13 protein-coding genes are annotated in these 13,200 nt (G+C 69.9%); 9 read left to right on the forward strand and 4 right to left on the reverse strand.

Annotation, left to right across the window (positions count from 1 at the left end; translation table 11 throughout):
- Positions 1 to 40: 40 nt before the first annotated feature.
- Together AB0I12_RS31430 and AB0I12_RS31435 are read right to left on the reverse strand one after the other, a co-directional pair.
- Positions 41 to 1,450: a HAMP domain-containing sensor histidine kinase gene (locus AB0I12_RS31430; protein WP_359936314.1), complete on the reverse strand. Its 1,410-nt coding sequence runs from the start codon at positions 1,448 to 1,450 to the stop codon at positions 41 to 43.
- A gap of 2 nt (positions 1,451 to 1,452) precedes the next feature.
- Positions 1,453 to 2,136: a response regulator transcription factor gene (locus AB0I12_RS31435; protein ID WP_359936315.1), complete on the reverse strand. Its 684-nt coding sequence runs from the start codon at positions 2,134 to 2,136 to the stop codon at positions 1,453 to 1,455.
- 166 nt (positions 2,137 to 2,302) lie between these two features.
- Here AB0I12_RS31435 and AB0I12_RS31440 point away from each other — a divergent pair, with 166 nt between their 5' ends.
- The 7 genes from AB0I12_RS31440 (at position 2,303) to AB0I12_RS31470 (ending at position 9,431) form a co-directional block, all read left to right on the forward strand.
- Positions 2,303 to 4,102: an ABC transporter substrate-binding protein gene (locus AB0I12_RS31440; protein ID WP_359936317.1), complete on the forward strand. Its 1,800-nt coding sequence runs from the start codon at positions 2,303 to 2,305 to the stop codon at positions 4,100 to 4,102.
- A 5-nt stretch (positions 4,103 to 4,107) separates the two neighbouring features.
- Entirely contained in the window at positions 4,108 to 5,085 is a 978-nt protein-coding gene (locus AB0I12_RS31445) for an ABC transporter ATP-binding protein (RefSeq protein ID WP_359936319.1), read from the forward strand.
- The gene (locus tag AB0I12_RS31450) at positions 5,082 to 6,095 is read left to right on the forward strand and encodes an oligopeptide/dipeptide ABC transporter ATP-binding protein (protein ID WP_359936321.1); all 1,014 of its coding nucleotides are present in this window, start codon (positions 5,082 to 5,084) and stop codon (positions 6,093 to 6,095) included. The genes AB0I12_RS31445 and AB0I12_RS31450 overlap by 4 nt, the downstream gene beginning before the upstream one ends.
- Positions 6,092 to 7,018 (forward strand): ABC transporter permease, encoded by a 927-nt coding sequence (locus tag AB0I12_RS31455; protein WP_359936323.1) that lies wholly within the window; start codon positions 6,092 to 6,094, stop codon positions 7,016 to 7,018. The genes AB0I12_RS31450 and AB0I12_RS31455 overlap by 4 nt, the downstream gene beginning before the upstream one ends.
- Position 7,019: 1 nt before the next feature.
- Positions 7,020 to 7,979, forward strand: coding sequence for an ABC transporter permease (locus tag AB0I12_RS31460; RefSeq protein ID WP_359936325.1), 960 nt, complete (start codon positions 7,020 to 7,022; stop codon positions 7,977 to 7,979).
- 231 nt (positions 7,980 to 8,210) lie between these two features.
- On the forward strand, positions 8,211 to 8,420 hold the full coding sequence (locus AB0I12_RS31465) for a hypothetical protein (protein ID WP_359936327.1): 210 nt from the start codon (positions 8,211 to 8,213) through the stop codon (positions 8,418 to 8,420).
- Between the two features lie 21 nt (positions 8,421 to 8,441).
- Positions 8,442 to 9,431, forward strand: a complete 990-nt coding sequence (locus tag AB0I12_RS31470) for a 2-dehydropantoate 2-reductase (RefSeq protein ID WP_359936329.1) — start codon at positions 8,442 to 8,444, stop codon at positions 9,429 to 9,431.
- Here AB0I12_RS31470 and AB0I12_RS31475 read toward each other — a convergent pair.
- Positions 9,396 to 10,322, reverse strand: a complete 927-nt coding sequence (locus AB0I12_RS31475; protein ID WP_359936331.1) for a GNAT family N-acetyltransferase — start codon at positions 10,320 to 10,322, stop codon at positions 9,396 to 9,398. The genes AB0I12_RS31470 and AB0I12_RS31475 overlap by 36 nt on opposite strands.
- A 62-nt stretch (positions 10,323 to 10,384) precedes the next feature.
- Here AB0I12_RS31475 and AB0I12_RS31480 point away from each other — a divergent pair, with 62 nt between their 5' ends.
- A complete protein-coding gene (locus AB0I12_RS31480) occupies positions 10,385 to 11,254 on the forward strand; it encodes an NAD(P)/FAD-dependent oxidoreductase (RefSeq protein WP_359936333.1) in 870 nt (289 codons plus the stop codon).
- Here the strand turns inward: AB0I12_RS31480 and idi are convergent.
- Positions 11,225 to 11,788: an isopentenyl-diphosphate Delta-isomerase gene (gene idi / locus AB0I12_RS31485; RefSeq protein WP_359936334.1), complete on the reverse strand. Its 564-nt coding sequence runs from the start codon at positions 11,786 to 11,788 to the stop codon at positions 11,225 to 11,227. The genes AB0I12_RS31480 and idi overlap by 30 nt on opposite strands.
- A 223-nt stretch (positions 11,789 to 12,011) precedes the next feature.
- Between idi and tyrS the strand changes: the two genes are divergently transcribed.
- Positions 12,012 to 13,196, forward strand: coding sequence for a tyrosine--tRNA ligase (gene tyrS, locus AB0I12_RS31490; RefSeq protein ID WP_359936336.1), 1,185 nt, complete (start codon positions 12,012 to 12,014; stop codon positions 13,194 to 13,196).
- Positions 13,197 to 13,200: the final 4 nt, after the last annotated feature.

Genomic DNA, 13,200 nt, shown 5'->3' on the forward strand with positions numbered 1-13,200 from the left:
GTAGCCATGCGCCCACGGTAACCGGGGCGGGCAAGAACCGTCAGCTGATTTTCGCGGGCAGCTCGACGACGAAGCGGGCACCGCCGCCCGGACGGTCGGTGACCTGGATGGTGCCGTGGTGCCACTCGACGTGCCGGGCGACGATCGCCAGGCCGAGTCCCACGCCGCGGCCGCGGCTCGACATCTCGCCGCGACCGAACCGCTCGAAGATCCGGGTCCGGTCCTCCACGGCGATCCCCGGCCCGGCGTCGTCGACGGTGATGACGACCCCCAGCCCGCCCGCCGCGACCCCGACGCCCTTGCAGCCGCCCGCGTGGTCCTCGGCGTTCTCGACCAGGTTCGCGATCACGCGCTCCAGCCGGCGTTTGTCGGCCTGCAGGGTCAGTCCCTCGGCCTCCGGCTCGACGTCCGTCACCTCGCGTCCGGCGGCCGCGTCGGCCGCGGCCCGGACCAGGTCCGCGATCCGCACGATCTCACGGCTCCCCCGGTCGCCCCCGTCGTCGCGGGAGATCTCCAGCAGGTCGATCACCAGCCGCCGGAACCGGTCCAGGTCGTCGCCGAGCAGTTCCACCGGCTCCCGGACGGCGGCCGGCAGCTCGGCCCGGTGGTTCTGGATCAGCTGCATCGAGTTGAGCATCGTCATCAACGGTGTCCGCAGCTCGTGGCTCACGTCGCCGGCGAACCGGGCGTCGGCCGCCACCCGGCGTTCCAGGGCCGCCGCGGTCTGGTTGAACGACCGCGCCAGGCCGCCCAGGTCCTTGTCGTTCTCGGCCTGCAACCGCGCATCCAGCTTGCCGCGCGCGACATGGTCCGCGACCCGGGTCAGCTCCGCCAGCGGCCGCAGGGCGAGCGTGCTGGCCAGCCGCCCGACCGCGAGCCCGAGCAGGGCGGTCGCGATCGCCGCCGCGATCAGCGTGATCTTCATCCGCTGCAGCGTCGCGTCCAGGCTGTTCAGCGGATGCCACTCGAAGAACGCGTCGCCCTGCCGCCCGATCGGTACGCCGACCGCGAGCACCGGCTGGCCGCCCACGTCGATCCGGCGCTGCACGACGTTGCCGCCGATCGCGTCCTGGATCATGTCCGGCGGCAGGTCGGACGGCTTCCCGGTCAGCGAGTACCAATGGTCCTCGAGGTACAGCATCGACGCCGCCGCGTCGGTGGCCGGCAAGCTGTTCATCAGCTCCGTCACCGAAACGCCCTTCTGCAGCGTCGGGCTGTCGCACTCGACCCGCTCGTGGCTGGGCCGGCACGGCTCGGGCGGGCCGAACAGCCCGTACCGCAACGCCGCCGCGTTGTCGACGGTGATCGTCTCGGCCGCCGCCTCCCGCTGCTGGACGAGGTAGTCCGAGACCACGCTCCAGGTCACTACCGACAGCACAGTCGACAGACCGAGCGCCAGCAGCCCGTACGCCAGCATCACGCGCCCCCGCAGGCTGAACCGTCCCAGCAAGGTCAGCTCACCAGTCGGTAGCCCAGACCGCGGGCGGTGACGAGGTGCTTCGGGCTGGCCGGGTCGCGCTCGATCTTCAGGCGCAGCCGCCGGATGTGGACGTCGACGATCCGGCTGTCCCCGAAGTACCCGTAGCCCCAGACCTTCGAGAGGAGCTGCTCGCGGCTGAGCACCTTGCCCTCGGCGCCGGCGAGCTCGGCGAGCAGCTTGAACTCGGTCCGGGTCAGCGGCAGCACCGCGCCGTCCCGCGTCACCTCGGCGCCCGGTACGTCGATCCGTAGGTCACCGATCTCGAGCAGGTCGGCCTGCCGCGCGTTGGCCGGCTCGACCCGGCGCAGCAGCGCCCGGATCCGGGCCGACAGCTCCTTCGCGACGAGCGGTTTCGTCACGTAGTCGTCGGCGCCCGCCTCCAGCCCGGCGACCACGTCGTGACTGTCGGTCCGCGCGGTCACCATGATCACCGGTACGTCGCTGGCGCGCCGGATCTCCCGGCACACCGTGAACCCGTCGCGGTCCGGCAGCATCAGATCCAGCAACACCACGTCCGGAGGTTCCCGGCGCAGGGCGGCCAGAGCGTCGTACCCGTTGGCCGCCTCAGCGACCTGGTACCCCTCGTCCTCCAGGGCGAGCCGCAGGACCCGCCGGATCCGCGGTTCGTCGTCGACCAGCAGCAAGCTGTGTGCCACGCGACCAGTGTCGCTCACCACCGGGCCGGACGCCGATTACGGCTGTCATGAATCCGTCATGTTCGCGCCGGGCCCGGTTGACGTCCTCATGACGGTTGCGTGACCCCGGATCCGGGCGGGTCCGGGCGGCCTAGCTTCGGCGCTATCGAGTCCCGGAGGAGGACCAATGGCCAGAAGACGGCTGGCGGCAGCATCCCTTGCCGCCGCGGCGAGCCTGATCGCGCTCGCCGCCTGCAGCAACGGCGGCGGAACGGCGTCCGGATCCGGAGGCGGATCCGCCGGCACACCGGTCAACGGCGGCACCCTGAACATGCTCGGGGCGGGCGACGTCGACTACATGGACCCCAACGTCAGCTACTACTCCGTCGGGTACCTGAACCTGCGGATGTGGAGCCGTCAGCTGTTCACCTACCCGGCCGATCCGAACGGCAAGAACACCGCGCCGGTCGCCGATCTGGCCACCGACATCCCGACCCAGGCGAACGGCGGAATCAGCGCGGACGGCAAGACGTACACGATCAAGATCCGCCCCGGGGCGAAGTGGAACACCTCGCCGGCCCGCCCGGTGACCGCGGCGGACATGGTCCTGGGCGTGAAGCGCACCGCCAACCCGCAGCAGCCGTTCGGCGGGATCCCGGACTTCGCCACGCTGATCGTCGGGTACAAGGCGTTCGCCGACGGGTTCGCGAAGGCGCCGAAGACGGTCGCGGGGATCAAGGAGTACATCGACAAGACCCCGCTGCCGGGCGTCGAGGCCAAGGACGCGTCCACGGTCGTCTTCCACCTGACCCAGCGCGCGACGTACTTCGTCGACATGCTCACCCTGCCGGCCTTCTCGCCGGCGCCGGTCGAGTCGCTCAACTACCTTCCGGCCAGCACCGAGCTCGGCAACCACTTCCCGTCCGACGGCCCGTACAAGGTCGACGCGTGGGTGCCGACCAAGTCGATCACGTACTCCCGCAACCCCGCCTGGGACGCGGCGTCCGACCCGGTCCGCAAGGCGTACGTCGACAAGATCGTGGTGAACGAAACCGTCACGCAGGACTCGGTCCAGCAGCAGCTGCAGACCGGTACGCCGTCGGCCGACATGGAGTTCGACGTCGCGCCGCCGCCGTCCCAGCTGCCCGCGCTGCAGGCCAAGAAGGACCCGAACCTGACCATCGGCGACACCGCGGGCTCGAACCCGTACGTCATCTACAACACGGTCTCGCCGAACAACAACAAGGCGCTGCAGAACCCGAAGGTGCGGCAGGCGATCAGCTACGCGATCAACCGCGACCACATCCTGCAGGTGCTCGGCGGCAAGACGCTGAACCCGCCGCTGACCCACGTGCTGCCCGACGTCATCGTCGGCTCGAAGCAGATCGACCCGTACCAGTACAACCCGGACAAAGCCAAGCAACTGCTCGCCGAGGCCGGCTACCCGCACCTCACGCTGAAGTTCCTGTACCGCAACGCGACCGAGGGCAGCAGCAAGACCTTCCAGACGGTCCAGCAGGACCTGACCAAGGCCGGTATCACGGTGGTCGGCGTACCGTCGCCGAACGCTGACTTCTACGTGAAGTACCTGCAGGTGCCGGATGTCGCGCGGCGCGGTGTCTGGGACGTCTCACTGGCCGGCTGGGGCGCCGACTGGTACGGGAACGCGGCGCTGTCGTTCTTCAACCCGCTGTTCTCCGGTCCGCCGTCGTACCCGCCGGTGGGCTCCAACTTCGGGCTCTACAACGACCCGGAGACCAACAGCCTGATCCAGCAGGCGGCGACCGCGGAGACCCAGGACCAGGCCGCCGACCTGTGGGCCAAGGCCGACGCCCGGGTGATGGACCAGGCGGCCTTCTACCCGCTCACCAACGGCAAGCAGGCGAACTACCACGCCGCGCAGGTCCACAACGCCGTCTACGTCCCGTCGATGCAGAACTACGACCCGACCAACGTCTGGCTCTCCAAGGACAAGCAGGGCGGCTGAACCTCATGGCCCTGCTTGAAGTAAGGGACCTACGGGTCTCCTTCGACACCCCGGACGGCACCGTCCGTGCCGTCCGGGGGTTGTCGTTCGACGTGGAAGCCGGGCAGACGCTCGCCGTGGTCGGCGAGTCCGGGTCCGGCAAGAGCGTCGCCACCCAGACCATCACCGGCCTCACCCGCGGCGCGACCGTCTCCGGTACGGCGTACTTCGACGGCACCGACCTGATCACCGCGGACCAGGCCACGCTCCGGCGGCTCCGGGGCGCCCGGATCGGGATGATCTTCCAGGACCCGCTGTCCAGCTTGCACCCGCAGTACCGGATCGGCTGGCAGATCGTGGAGATGATCCGCGCGCACGACCTGGAGATCAGCAAGCAGGCGGCCCGGAAACGGGCCGCCGAACTACTCACCCTGGTCGGCATCCCGCGGGCGGCGGAGCGGATCGACGACTACCCGCACCAGTTCTCCGGCGGGATGCGGCAGCGGGTGATGATCGCGATGGCGATGGCGCTCGACCCGGCGCTGCTGATCGCCGACGAGCCGACCACGGCGCTGGACGTGACCGTGCAGGCGCAGGTGCTGAACGTGATGCGCCGGCTGCAGGAGCAGTTCGGTACGGCGATCATCCTGATCACCCACGACCTCGGCGTGGTCGCGGAGATGGCCGACAACGTGGTGGTGATGTACGCCGGCGCGGTGATGGAACGCGCGCCGCGCCGGGACATCTTCTACCGCAACCACCACCCGTACACGCAGGGCCTGCTGGCGTCGCTGCCCGCCCGCAGCGGGGACCGGCTGACGCCGATCGCGGGCGCACCGCCCAGCCTGATCAGCCTGCCGAAGGGCTGCCCGTTCGCGGCCCGCTGCCCGCACGTGTTCGACAAATGCGCGGAGCCGCCGCCGCTGACCGACGTGGGCGGCGACCCGCGTCACCAGTCCGCCTGCTGGCTCCCCCACAACGTGAACGAGGCGGTCGCGTCATGAACGAAGTGCTGCTGAAGGTCGACGACGTCCGGAAGGAGTTCCCGACGTCCTCCAAGGAGGTGGTGCAGGCAGTCGCCGGTGTCTCGCTGGAGGTGCGCAAGGGCGAGACCCTCGGTCTGGTCGGTGAAACGGGCTGCGGGAAGTCCTCGCTGGCCCGCTGCATGGCCCACCTGTACGACGTGACGTCGGGCTCGGTGTGGTTCGAGGGCAGGGACATCACCAAGCTCTCGCGCAAGGCGATGCGGCCGCTGCGCCGCGACGTCCAGGTGATCTTCCAGGACCCGTACGGCTCGCTGAACCCGCGCCGCCGGGTCGGCTCGATCATCGGCGACCCGTTCAGCATCCACAACATTGCTTCCGGCAACGAACGGAAGAAGAAGGTGCAGGAGCTGATGGAGCTGGTCGGGCTGAACCCCGAGCACTACAACAGGTTCCCGGCCGAGTTCTCCGGCGGTCAGCGGCAGCGGATCGGCGTCGCGCGGGCGCTGGCGCTGCGACCGAAGCTGGTGATCTGCGACGAGCCGGTGTCGGCGCTCGACGTGTCGATCCAGGCGCAGATCATCAACCTGCTGTCGGACCTGCAGCAGGAGTTCGACCTCACCTACGTGTTCATCTCGCACGACCTGTCGGTGGTCCGGCACGTGAGCGACCGGATCGCGGTCATGTACCTGGGCAAGATCGTCGAGCTGGCGCCGACCGGCGAGCTGTTCGGGCAGACCCGCCATCCGTACACCAGGGCGTTGCTGTCGGCCCTGCCGGTCGCAGACCCGGACACCGCCGACAGCCGCGAGCAGATCATCCTCGGCGGCGACATCCCGTCGGCGACGAACCCGCCGTCCGGGTGCCGGTTCCACACCCGCTGCCCGAAGGCGCGGCTGGACTGCGCGGCCGAGGAGCCGGTGCTGGAACCCGTCCTGGACGACCGGCCCGAGCACCGCACCGCGTGCTTCTACCCGTTGACGGTGGGCGAGGACCTGTCCACCGCCGTACCGGACCTGAGGGCATCGTGACCGCCGCCATCGAGATGGTCGACGTCATCGACGAACCCCAGGTGATCGAGGGGCGGAGCCCGTTCGCGCTCGCGTTGCGCCGGTTGCGCAAGGACAAGGTGGCGATGATCTCGCTCGCCGTGATCGTGCTGATCGTGCTGATGGCGATCTTCGCACCGGTGTTCGCGGCCGTGACCGGGCATCCGCCGAACGAGCAGTACCGCGACATCGGGCTGACCCCGGACGGCCTGCCGCGCGGGCCGAACGGCACGTTCTGGCTGGGCACCGACGACCTCGGCCGGGACATCTTGGTGCGGATCGCGTACGGCGCCCGGATCTCGCTGCTCGTCGGCGTGATCGCGACCGTCATCACGGTCGTCATCGGCGTCGTGCTCGGACTGGCGGCGGGCTTCCTCGGCGGGATCACCGACACGCTCCTGGCCCGGCTGATCGACGTGGTGCTGTCCGTACCGTTCCTGCTGGTGGCGATCGCGCTGGTGTCGGTGACCGGGCCGAGTCTGACCGTCACGGTGCTGGTGATCGGCTGCTTCAGCTGGGCGTCGGTCGCCCGGATCGTCCGCGGCCAGGTGCTGTCGCTGCGCGAACGGGAGTTCGTCGAAGCGGCCCGCTCGCTCGGCGCCGGCGACAGCCGGATCATGTTCGTCGACATCCTGCCGAACGTGATCGCGCCGGTGATCGTGTACACGACGCTGCTGATCCCGGTGGTGATCGTGACCCAGGCGACGTTGTCGTTCCTCGGGCTCGGCCTGCCGCCGCCGACGGCCGACTGGGGCGGGATGATCAGCGAGTCGCAGAACTACTACACGACCGCCTGGTGGTTCATCCTGTTCCCCGGTCTGGCGCTGCTGATCACCACGCTCGCCTTCAACCTGTTCGGCGACGGGGTCCGGGACGCCTTCGACCCGCGCGCAGATCGGACCTGACATGGCCATGTTCCTGATTCGCCGCCTCGGCCACGGCATCCTGGTCCTCTGGCTGATCAGCATCGCGGTGTTCGCCCTGTTCTTCGTTGCTCCGAGCAACGTGGCGCAGACGCTCGCGGGCCGGCAGGCCACGCCGGAGACGATCGCGCTGATCAAGCACCGGCTCGGTCTCGACCTGCCGGTCTGGAAGCAGTACCTGGACTTCCTCGGCAACGCGGTGCGGGGCAATCTCGGGTACGACTACTACCACCAGGTGCCGGTGACGCACATCATCGGGCAGGCACTGCCGATCACGGTGTCACTGGCGCTCGGCGCCGCCGTACTGTGGCTGGCTCTGGGCATCTTCAACGGCGTGATCTCGGCAACCCATCCGCGCTCGCTGGCGGATCGCGGGCTGACGTTGTTCTCGTTGTTCTTCTACTCGTTCCCGTCGTTCCTGCTCGGTCTGCTGCTGCTGTACTTCCTGTACTTCCGGCTCACGCTCAGCGGCTTCAGCTGGTTCCCGGCGGGCGGTTACTCGCCGATCACCGGCGGGATCGGGCCCTGGTTCCAGCACCTGCTGCTGCCCTGGGTCGCGCTCGCCCTGTTGCTGGCGGCAACGTATACCCGGCTGACCCGCGGCTCGATGCTGGACGTGCTCGGTGAGGACTACATCCGGACCGCGCGGTCGAAGGGGATCCGGGAGAGCCGGGTGGTCGTCCGGCACGGTCTGCGCAGCGCACTGACGCCGGTGGTCACGCAGTTCGGCATCGATCTCGGGCAACTGATCGGCGGCGTGGTCGTCATCGAGACCGTGTTCAGCCTGCCGGGACTGGGGCAGACCGCGGTCGTCGCCATCAACCAGCAGGACCTGCCGGTGATCATCGGCATCGTCCTGTTCGCCTCGGCCGCGGTGGTGGTCGCCAACCTCCTGGTGGACATCGCGTACGCCGTACTGGACCCGCGCGTCCGCCTGCATTGACGCCGGACGACGGCCCCGGAGGGCAGGGGGTGCGATCCGTCGTGACCCGCCGGAACGGGTCAGGACGGGCCTCCTGCCCTCCGGCCTGCCGTGACCTTCGGCCGGGCCGGAGGGTCTTCGGACTCTGACCGGCGACGAGCCGTGGACGGACGGTGGTGGTGACAGGACCCCCGCCCGTGTGCGGGCGCCGGTCGTCGGGTACCGGGCCTGTGGCCGGATTGGAGGCTCACCATGGGTGCAGCCATTGCATTGCCGCTGCTCACGATCGCTCTGATCTCGCTCGTTCTCGCGCTCTGGACGCTGTACGCCGTCGGGGTGGAAGCGGTCAGCTTCGCCAAGTTCACGCGGCGCCACGGGTCGGGCGAGACCGCGGCGCACTACGAACCCGGAGACCACGAGCACGTCTCGACGAAACCGCCGGAGGGATACGGGAAGAGCTGACTCCTTCGGTACCTTGTCGGCGTGATCGCTGTTTACGGTGCGGGTGGCATCGGGTGCTACGTCGGCGGGCGGCTGGCCGCGACCGGTACGCCCGTGACGTTCGTCGGCCGGCCGCGGATGGCCGCTGAGCTGGCCGCGAACGGGCTGCGGCTGACCGACTACCTGGGGGCGGACCTCCGGGTTCAGGACGTGCGGTTCGAGACGACGCCGTCCGGTGCGGCCGGCGCGGATCTGGTGCTGGTGACGGTGAAGTCCGCCGCGACCGAAGGCGCCGCTGCCGAGCTCGCCGGCGTCCTGAAGCCGGGTGCGGTCGTGGTGAGCTTCCAGAACGGCATCCGGAACGGCGAGCTGCTGCGGTCCCGGCTGACCGAGCAGGTGGTGATCACCGGCATGGTCCCGTTCAACGTGCTGAACCGGGGCGCCGGCGTGTTCCACCAGGGCACCGAGGGCGCGCTCGACGTCCAGCGGGACGCCGCGCTGACGCCGTACCTGAGCGCGTTCGAGCGCGCCGGGCTGCCGCTCACGCAGCACGAGGACATCCTCCCGGTGCAGTGGGCGAAGCTCCTGCTGAACCTGAACAACCCGATCAACGCGCTGTCGAACCTGCCGTTGCGCGACGAGCTCTCGCAGCGCTCGTACCGCCGTTGCCTGGCCGCGGCACAGGCCGAGACCCTCGGGATCCTCGACGCCGCCGGGATCCGGCCGGCCCAGCTGCTGGCGATCCCGATGCACCGCTTCCCCACAGTCCTCCGGCTGCCCGATTTCCTGTTCCGGCGGCTGGCGAGCAAGGTGCTCGCGGTCGATCCGCTCGCCCGGACGTCGATGTGGGAGGACCTCGAAGCCGGACGGCCGACCGAGATCGACTACCTGAACGGCGAGGTCGTCCGCCTCGCGCGGTCGCTCGGCCGGACCGCGCCGGTCAACGAGCGGCTCGTGGACCTGATCCACGCCGCCGAGACGGGCCGGCGCTCGTGGTCAGGACCCGAGCTCGTCCGGGAACTTCAGCGGTAGCTCCGCACGCACGTTGACGCTCACCGTCCGGTAGGCGAAGCCGAGGTGCTCGTTCAGCCGCCGCATGTTCGCGTTGCCCTGCTGGGTCCACGTGTAGATCTCGGTGATGCCGTGCTCGGCCGCCCACGCCATACTCGACCGCTTCAGCGTCGACGCCACGGCCTTGCCGCGCCACTGCGGTACGACGGCGGTGTAGGCGACCTCGGCGCGCTCGGGCTTGTCGGTGTCGAGCATCAGACCGGCAACACCGATCACCTGGTCACCGGCCACCGCCAGGAACATCGCGGCCGGGTCGTTGATCCACTCCGTTGCCCACTCCTCGGCCGTCACGTCCATCGGGGCCGTGGTGTCGAGATCCGGGAGAGTCGGGACGGCGACCTGCTCGTACGCCGCGGCCCACAGCTCGGGGCGCTCCGAGACCTGCACGACGTCGTACTCCGTGGGCGTGGGCGGCCAGGGTTCGTCGGCGATCTGGCGGACCTGCTCGACCTGGCGGAGGTACTCGGTGTAGCCGAAGCGTTTCGCGAACTCGAGCGAGCCGTCGTCGTCGATGCTGCAGCCGGCGATCGTGAAGCCCTGCGCCGCCGCGTGCTCGGTCAGCGCACGGAGCAACGCGGTTCCGATCCCCCGCCGGCGCGCCTCCGGACGGACGCGGGCGATCACGGAGGCGCGGTCCGCCTCGTTCGAGCGGTCGGAGGTGCCGTGCGCGGCGATCTCGCCGTCCAGCTCCGCGACCAGGAACAGCCGCTGCGGCGTCTCGGCCTTCCGGAGCTCGGCGATGCTCGGCGCACGCTCGTCGGGCAGCACGGCGAGGCGCACCTGACGCCAGGCTTCGTAGTCGGCGTCGGTCTCGACGGGCCTGATCCGGATCACCCGGTCATTAGGCTCCACCGCGATCTCACCCTGCCATGCAATTTCATATTATGAGATCAAGTCTCTCGTATGATGAACACATGGATGTTGCGGTGATCGGCGGGAGCGTGGCGGGACTGCAGGCCGCGCTGACCTTGGGACGGGCCCGGCGGCGGGTCGTGGTCTTCGACGACGGGCGGGCGCGGAACCGCGCGGCGTCCCACGTGCACAACTTCCTCGGCGCGGAGCAGCCGGCGCCGGATGAGCTGCTGGCGGTGGGGAGACGGCAGCTCGCGACGTACGACGTCGCCGTACGCGACGTGCGGGTCGACGACGTCGAGGTGGTGGACGACGGGTTCGTCGCCGGTGGTGACCACGTGCGGGCCGTGGTGCTGGCGACCGGGTTGCGGGACGAGCTGCCCGACGTACCGGGCGTCGCCGACGGGTGGGGGCAGTCGGTCGTTGCGTGTCCGCACTGTCACGGGTGGGAGGTCCGTGATCAGCCGCTGGTGCAGCTCGGGATGCGCGGAGCGCCTGAGCGCTCGGTGGCGCGGGCTGTCCTGTTGAGCCGATGGAGCGACGACGTGACGTTATGCACCGACGGGGACGAACTGACCGCCGCTCAACGGGATCAGCTCGACCGGGCCGGAGTCGCGGTTCGCACCGAGCGCGTCGAGGAGGTGCGGGCCGGATCGGTCGCACTGAGAGGCGCCGAACTGCCGGCGCGGCGGGTCTTCGTCGTCGTCCGGCAGCATCAGCAGAGCGACCTGGCCGAGCGACTCGGGTGCCAGGTCACCGACGGTGCGGTCGTGACCGACGAGGGCGGGCGGACGACCATGCCGGGCATCTACGCGGTCGGTACGACGGCGAGTCCGGCGCTGCTCGCGATCGGCGCCGCAGGTCACGCGAGTACGGCGGCCGTCGCCGTCCACGCGGATCTGCTAGAGCTGGATCTGAGCAGCCGGCGGTAGCCGCGCCGGGTCGGCGATCGGCCACTCCAGCGGCGATCCCGGGAGCTCGTCGAGTTGCAGCAGGCACCAGGGCGAGAGATCCGGGAGGTCCCGGAGCTCGGACCATTCGGCCCATCGGCAGTCCGCGACCTCGGCCGGGTTCGGCGTGGGGTCACCGGTCCACCACACCCGGTACACCGGGCAGATCTCGTTCTCGACCACACCCGTCGGCATCTCGGCGCGGTACCGGAACTCCGGCAGCACCAGCTCCGCGGCGTCCACGACGATGCCCAGCTCGTCGGCGAGCCGGCGCCGGACCGCCTGCGCGGGCGGTTCGCCGGGGAGTGGGTGCCCGCAGCAACTATTGGTCCAGACGCCCGGCCAGGTCGGCTTGCCGAACGCCCGCTGGGTCAGCAGCACCCGCCCTGCCGGGTCGACCACGTAGCTGGAGAACGCCAGGTGCAGCGGCGTCGCCGCGTGGTGGACCGTCGCCTTCGCCTCGGTCCCGACCGCACGCCCGCCCTCGTCCACCAGCACAACCCGCTCGTCGATCACAGGCCGAGCCTAATCCGATTCCGGACGCCCGGCGGCGGCTGTTAGCCTGGGAGTGTGACCAAGCACTGCGTGACCTATCGACCGGCTCTGGGAGGAGCCGGCCCTCGGTAGTCCCCGCAGTCGCTCCGCCCAGAGCCTCCGAGGCAGGAACCGTCCGGTTCCTGCCTCTTTCCGTTTGCCGGAGGCACTGGTGCACGGGTGCCTCGTCCTGAGAGGAACCCTCGTGAACGCTGTCATCGACCGGTTACGCCGTACCACCGACACCGTCGTCGGACTCGAAGATCTGGAGGCCCGGCTGGAATCCGGCCGTCCGTTGCGGATCAAGTACGGCGTCGACTGCACCGCGCCCGACCTGCATCTCGGGCACGCGGTGAACCTGTGGATGATGCGTCAGCTGCAGGATTTCGGGCATCGGGTCGTGTTCCTGCTCGGCGACCTCACCACCCGCGTCGGCGACCCGACCGGGCGCTCGGAGACCCGGCCGGTGCTCACGCCCGCGCAGATCGAGGTGAACGCCGCGTCGTTCCTCGAGCAGGTGTCGCTGGTGCTGCGGACCGACCCGGAGGTGTTCGAGGTACGGCGCAACTCCGAGTGGTACGACGCGATGCCGATCGCCGAGCTGCTCGGTCTGTTCGCGCAGGTCACGCACGCGCAGTTGATGGCCCGGGACATGTTCCGGTCCCGGGTCGCGGCCGGGCGGGAGATCGCGGTGCACGAGCTGGTGTACCCGGTGCTGCAGGGCTACGACAGCTTCGCGATGCGCAGCGACCTGACGATCGTGGGGTCGGACCAGCTGTTCAACGAGCAGCTCGGGCGGCACTTCCAGCAGCGGCTGGGCGCGCCGCCGCAGGCCGTGATCACGACCACGATCACGCCCGGGATCGACGGCCGGGCCAAACAGTCGAAGTCGCTGAACAACTACATCGGGCTGACGGACAGCCCGCGGGACAAGTTCGGGAAGGTGATGAGCATCCCGGACTCGCTGATCGAGGCGTACGCGCGGGTCTACACCGAGCTGCCCCTGGAGACGGTCGGCGCCCTCGCGGACGCCACCGGGCCGGCGGCCCGGGACGCCAAGCTCCGGCTGGCGGCCGCGATCGTCACCCGGTACCACGGGGCCGGCGCCGCCCGCTCCGAACTGGCCGCTTTCCGTCACACGTTTTCCGAGCGTTCCGAACCGGCCGGGATACCCGAACTGGTCGTCGCCCACGACATCACCACAGCCTTCGATCTGCTCCGCGCGGCGCGTCCCGGCGACAGCAACTCCGACCTCCGCCGCCTGCTCCGCCAGGGCGCGGTGACGATCAACGGCGTCCGGACCGACGATCCGGCGGCACCCGTCGACCTCGGCACGGACGTCGTCCTGAAGTCCGGCGCTCGCACGTGGCACCGGATCAGGCGAGAGTAGGCGG

The organism is Kribbella sp. NPDC050459 (genome assembly GCF_040655315.1).
Lineage (GTDB): Bacteria > Actinomycetota > Actinomycetes > Propionibacteriales > Kribbellaceae > Kribbella.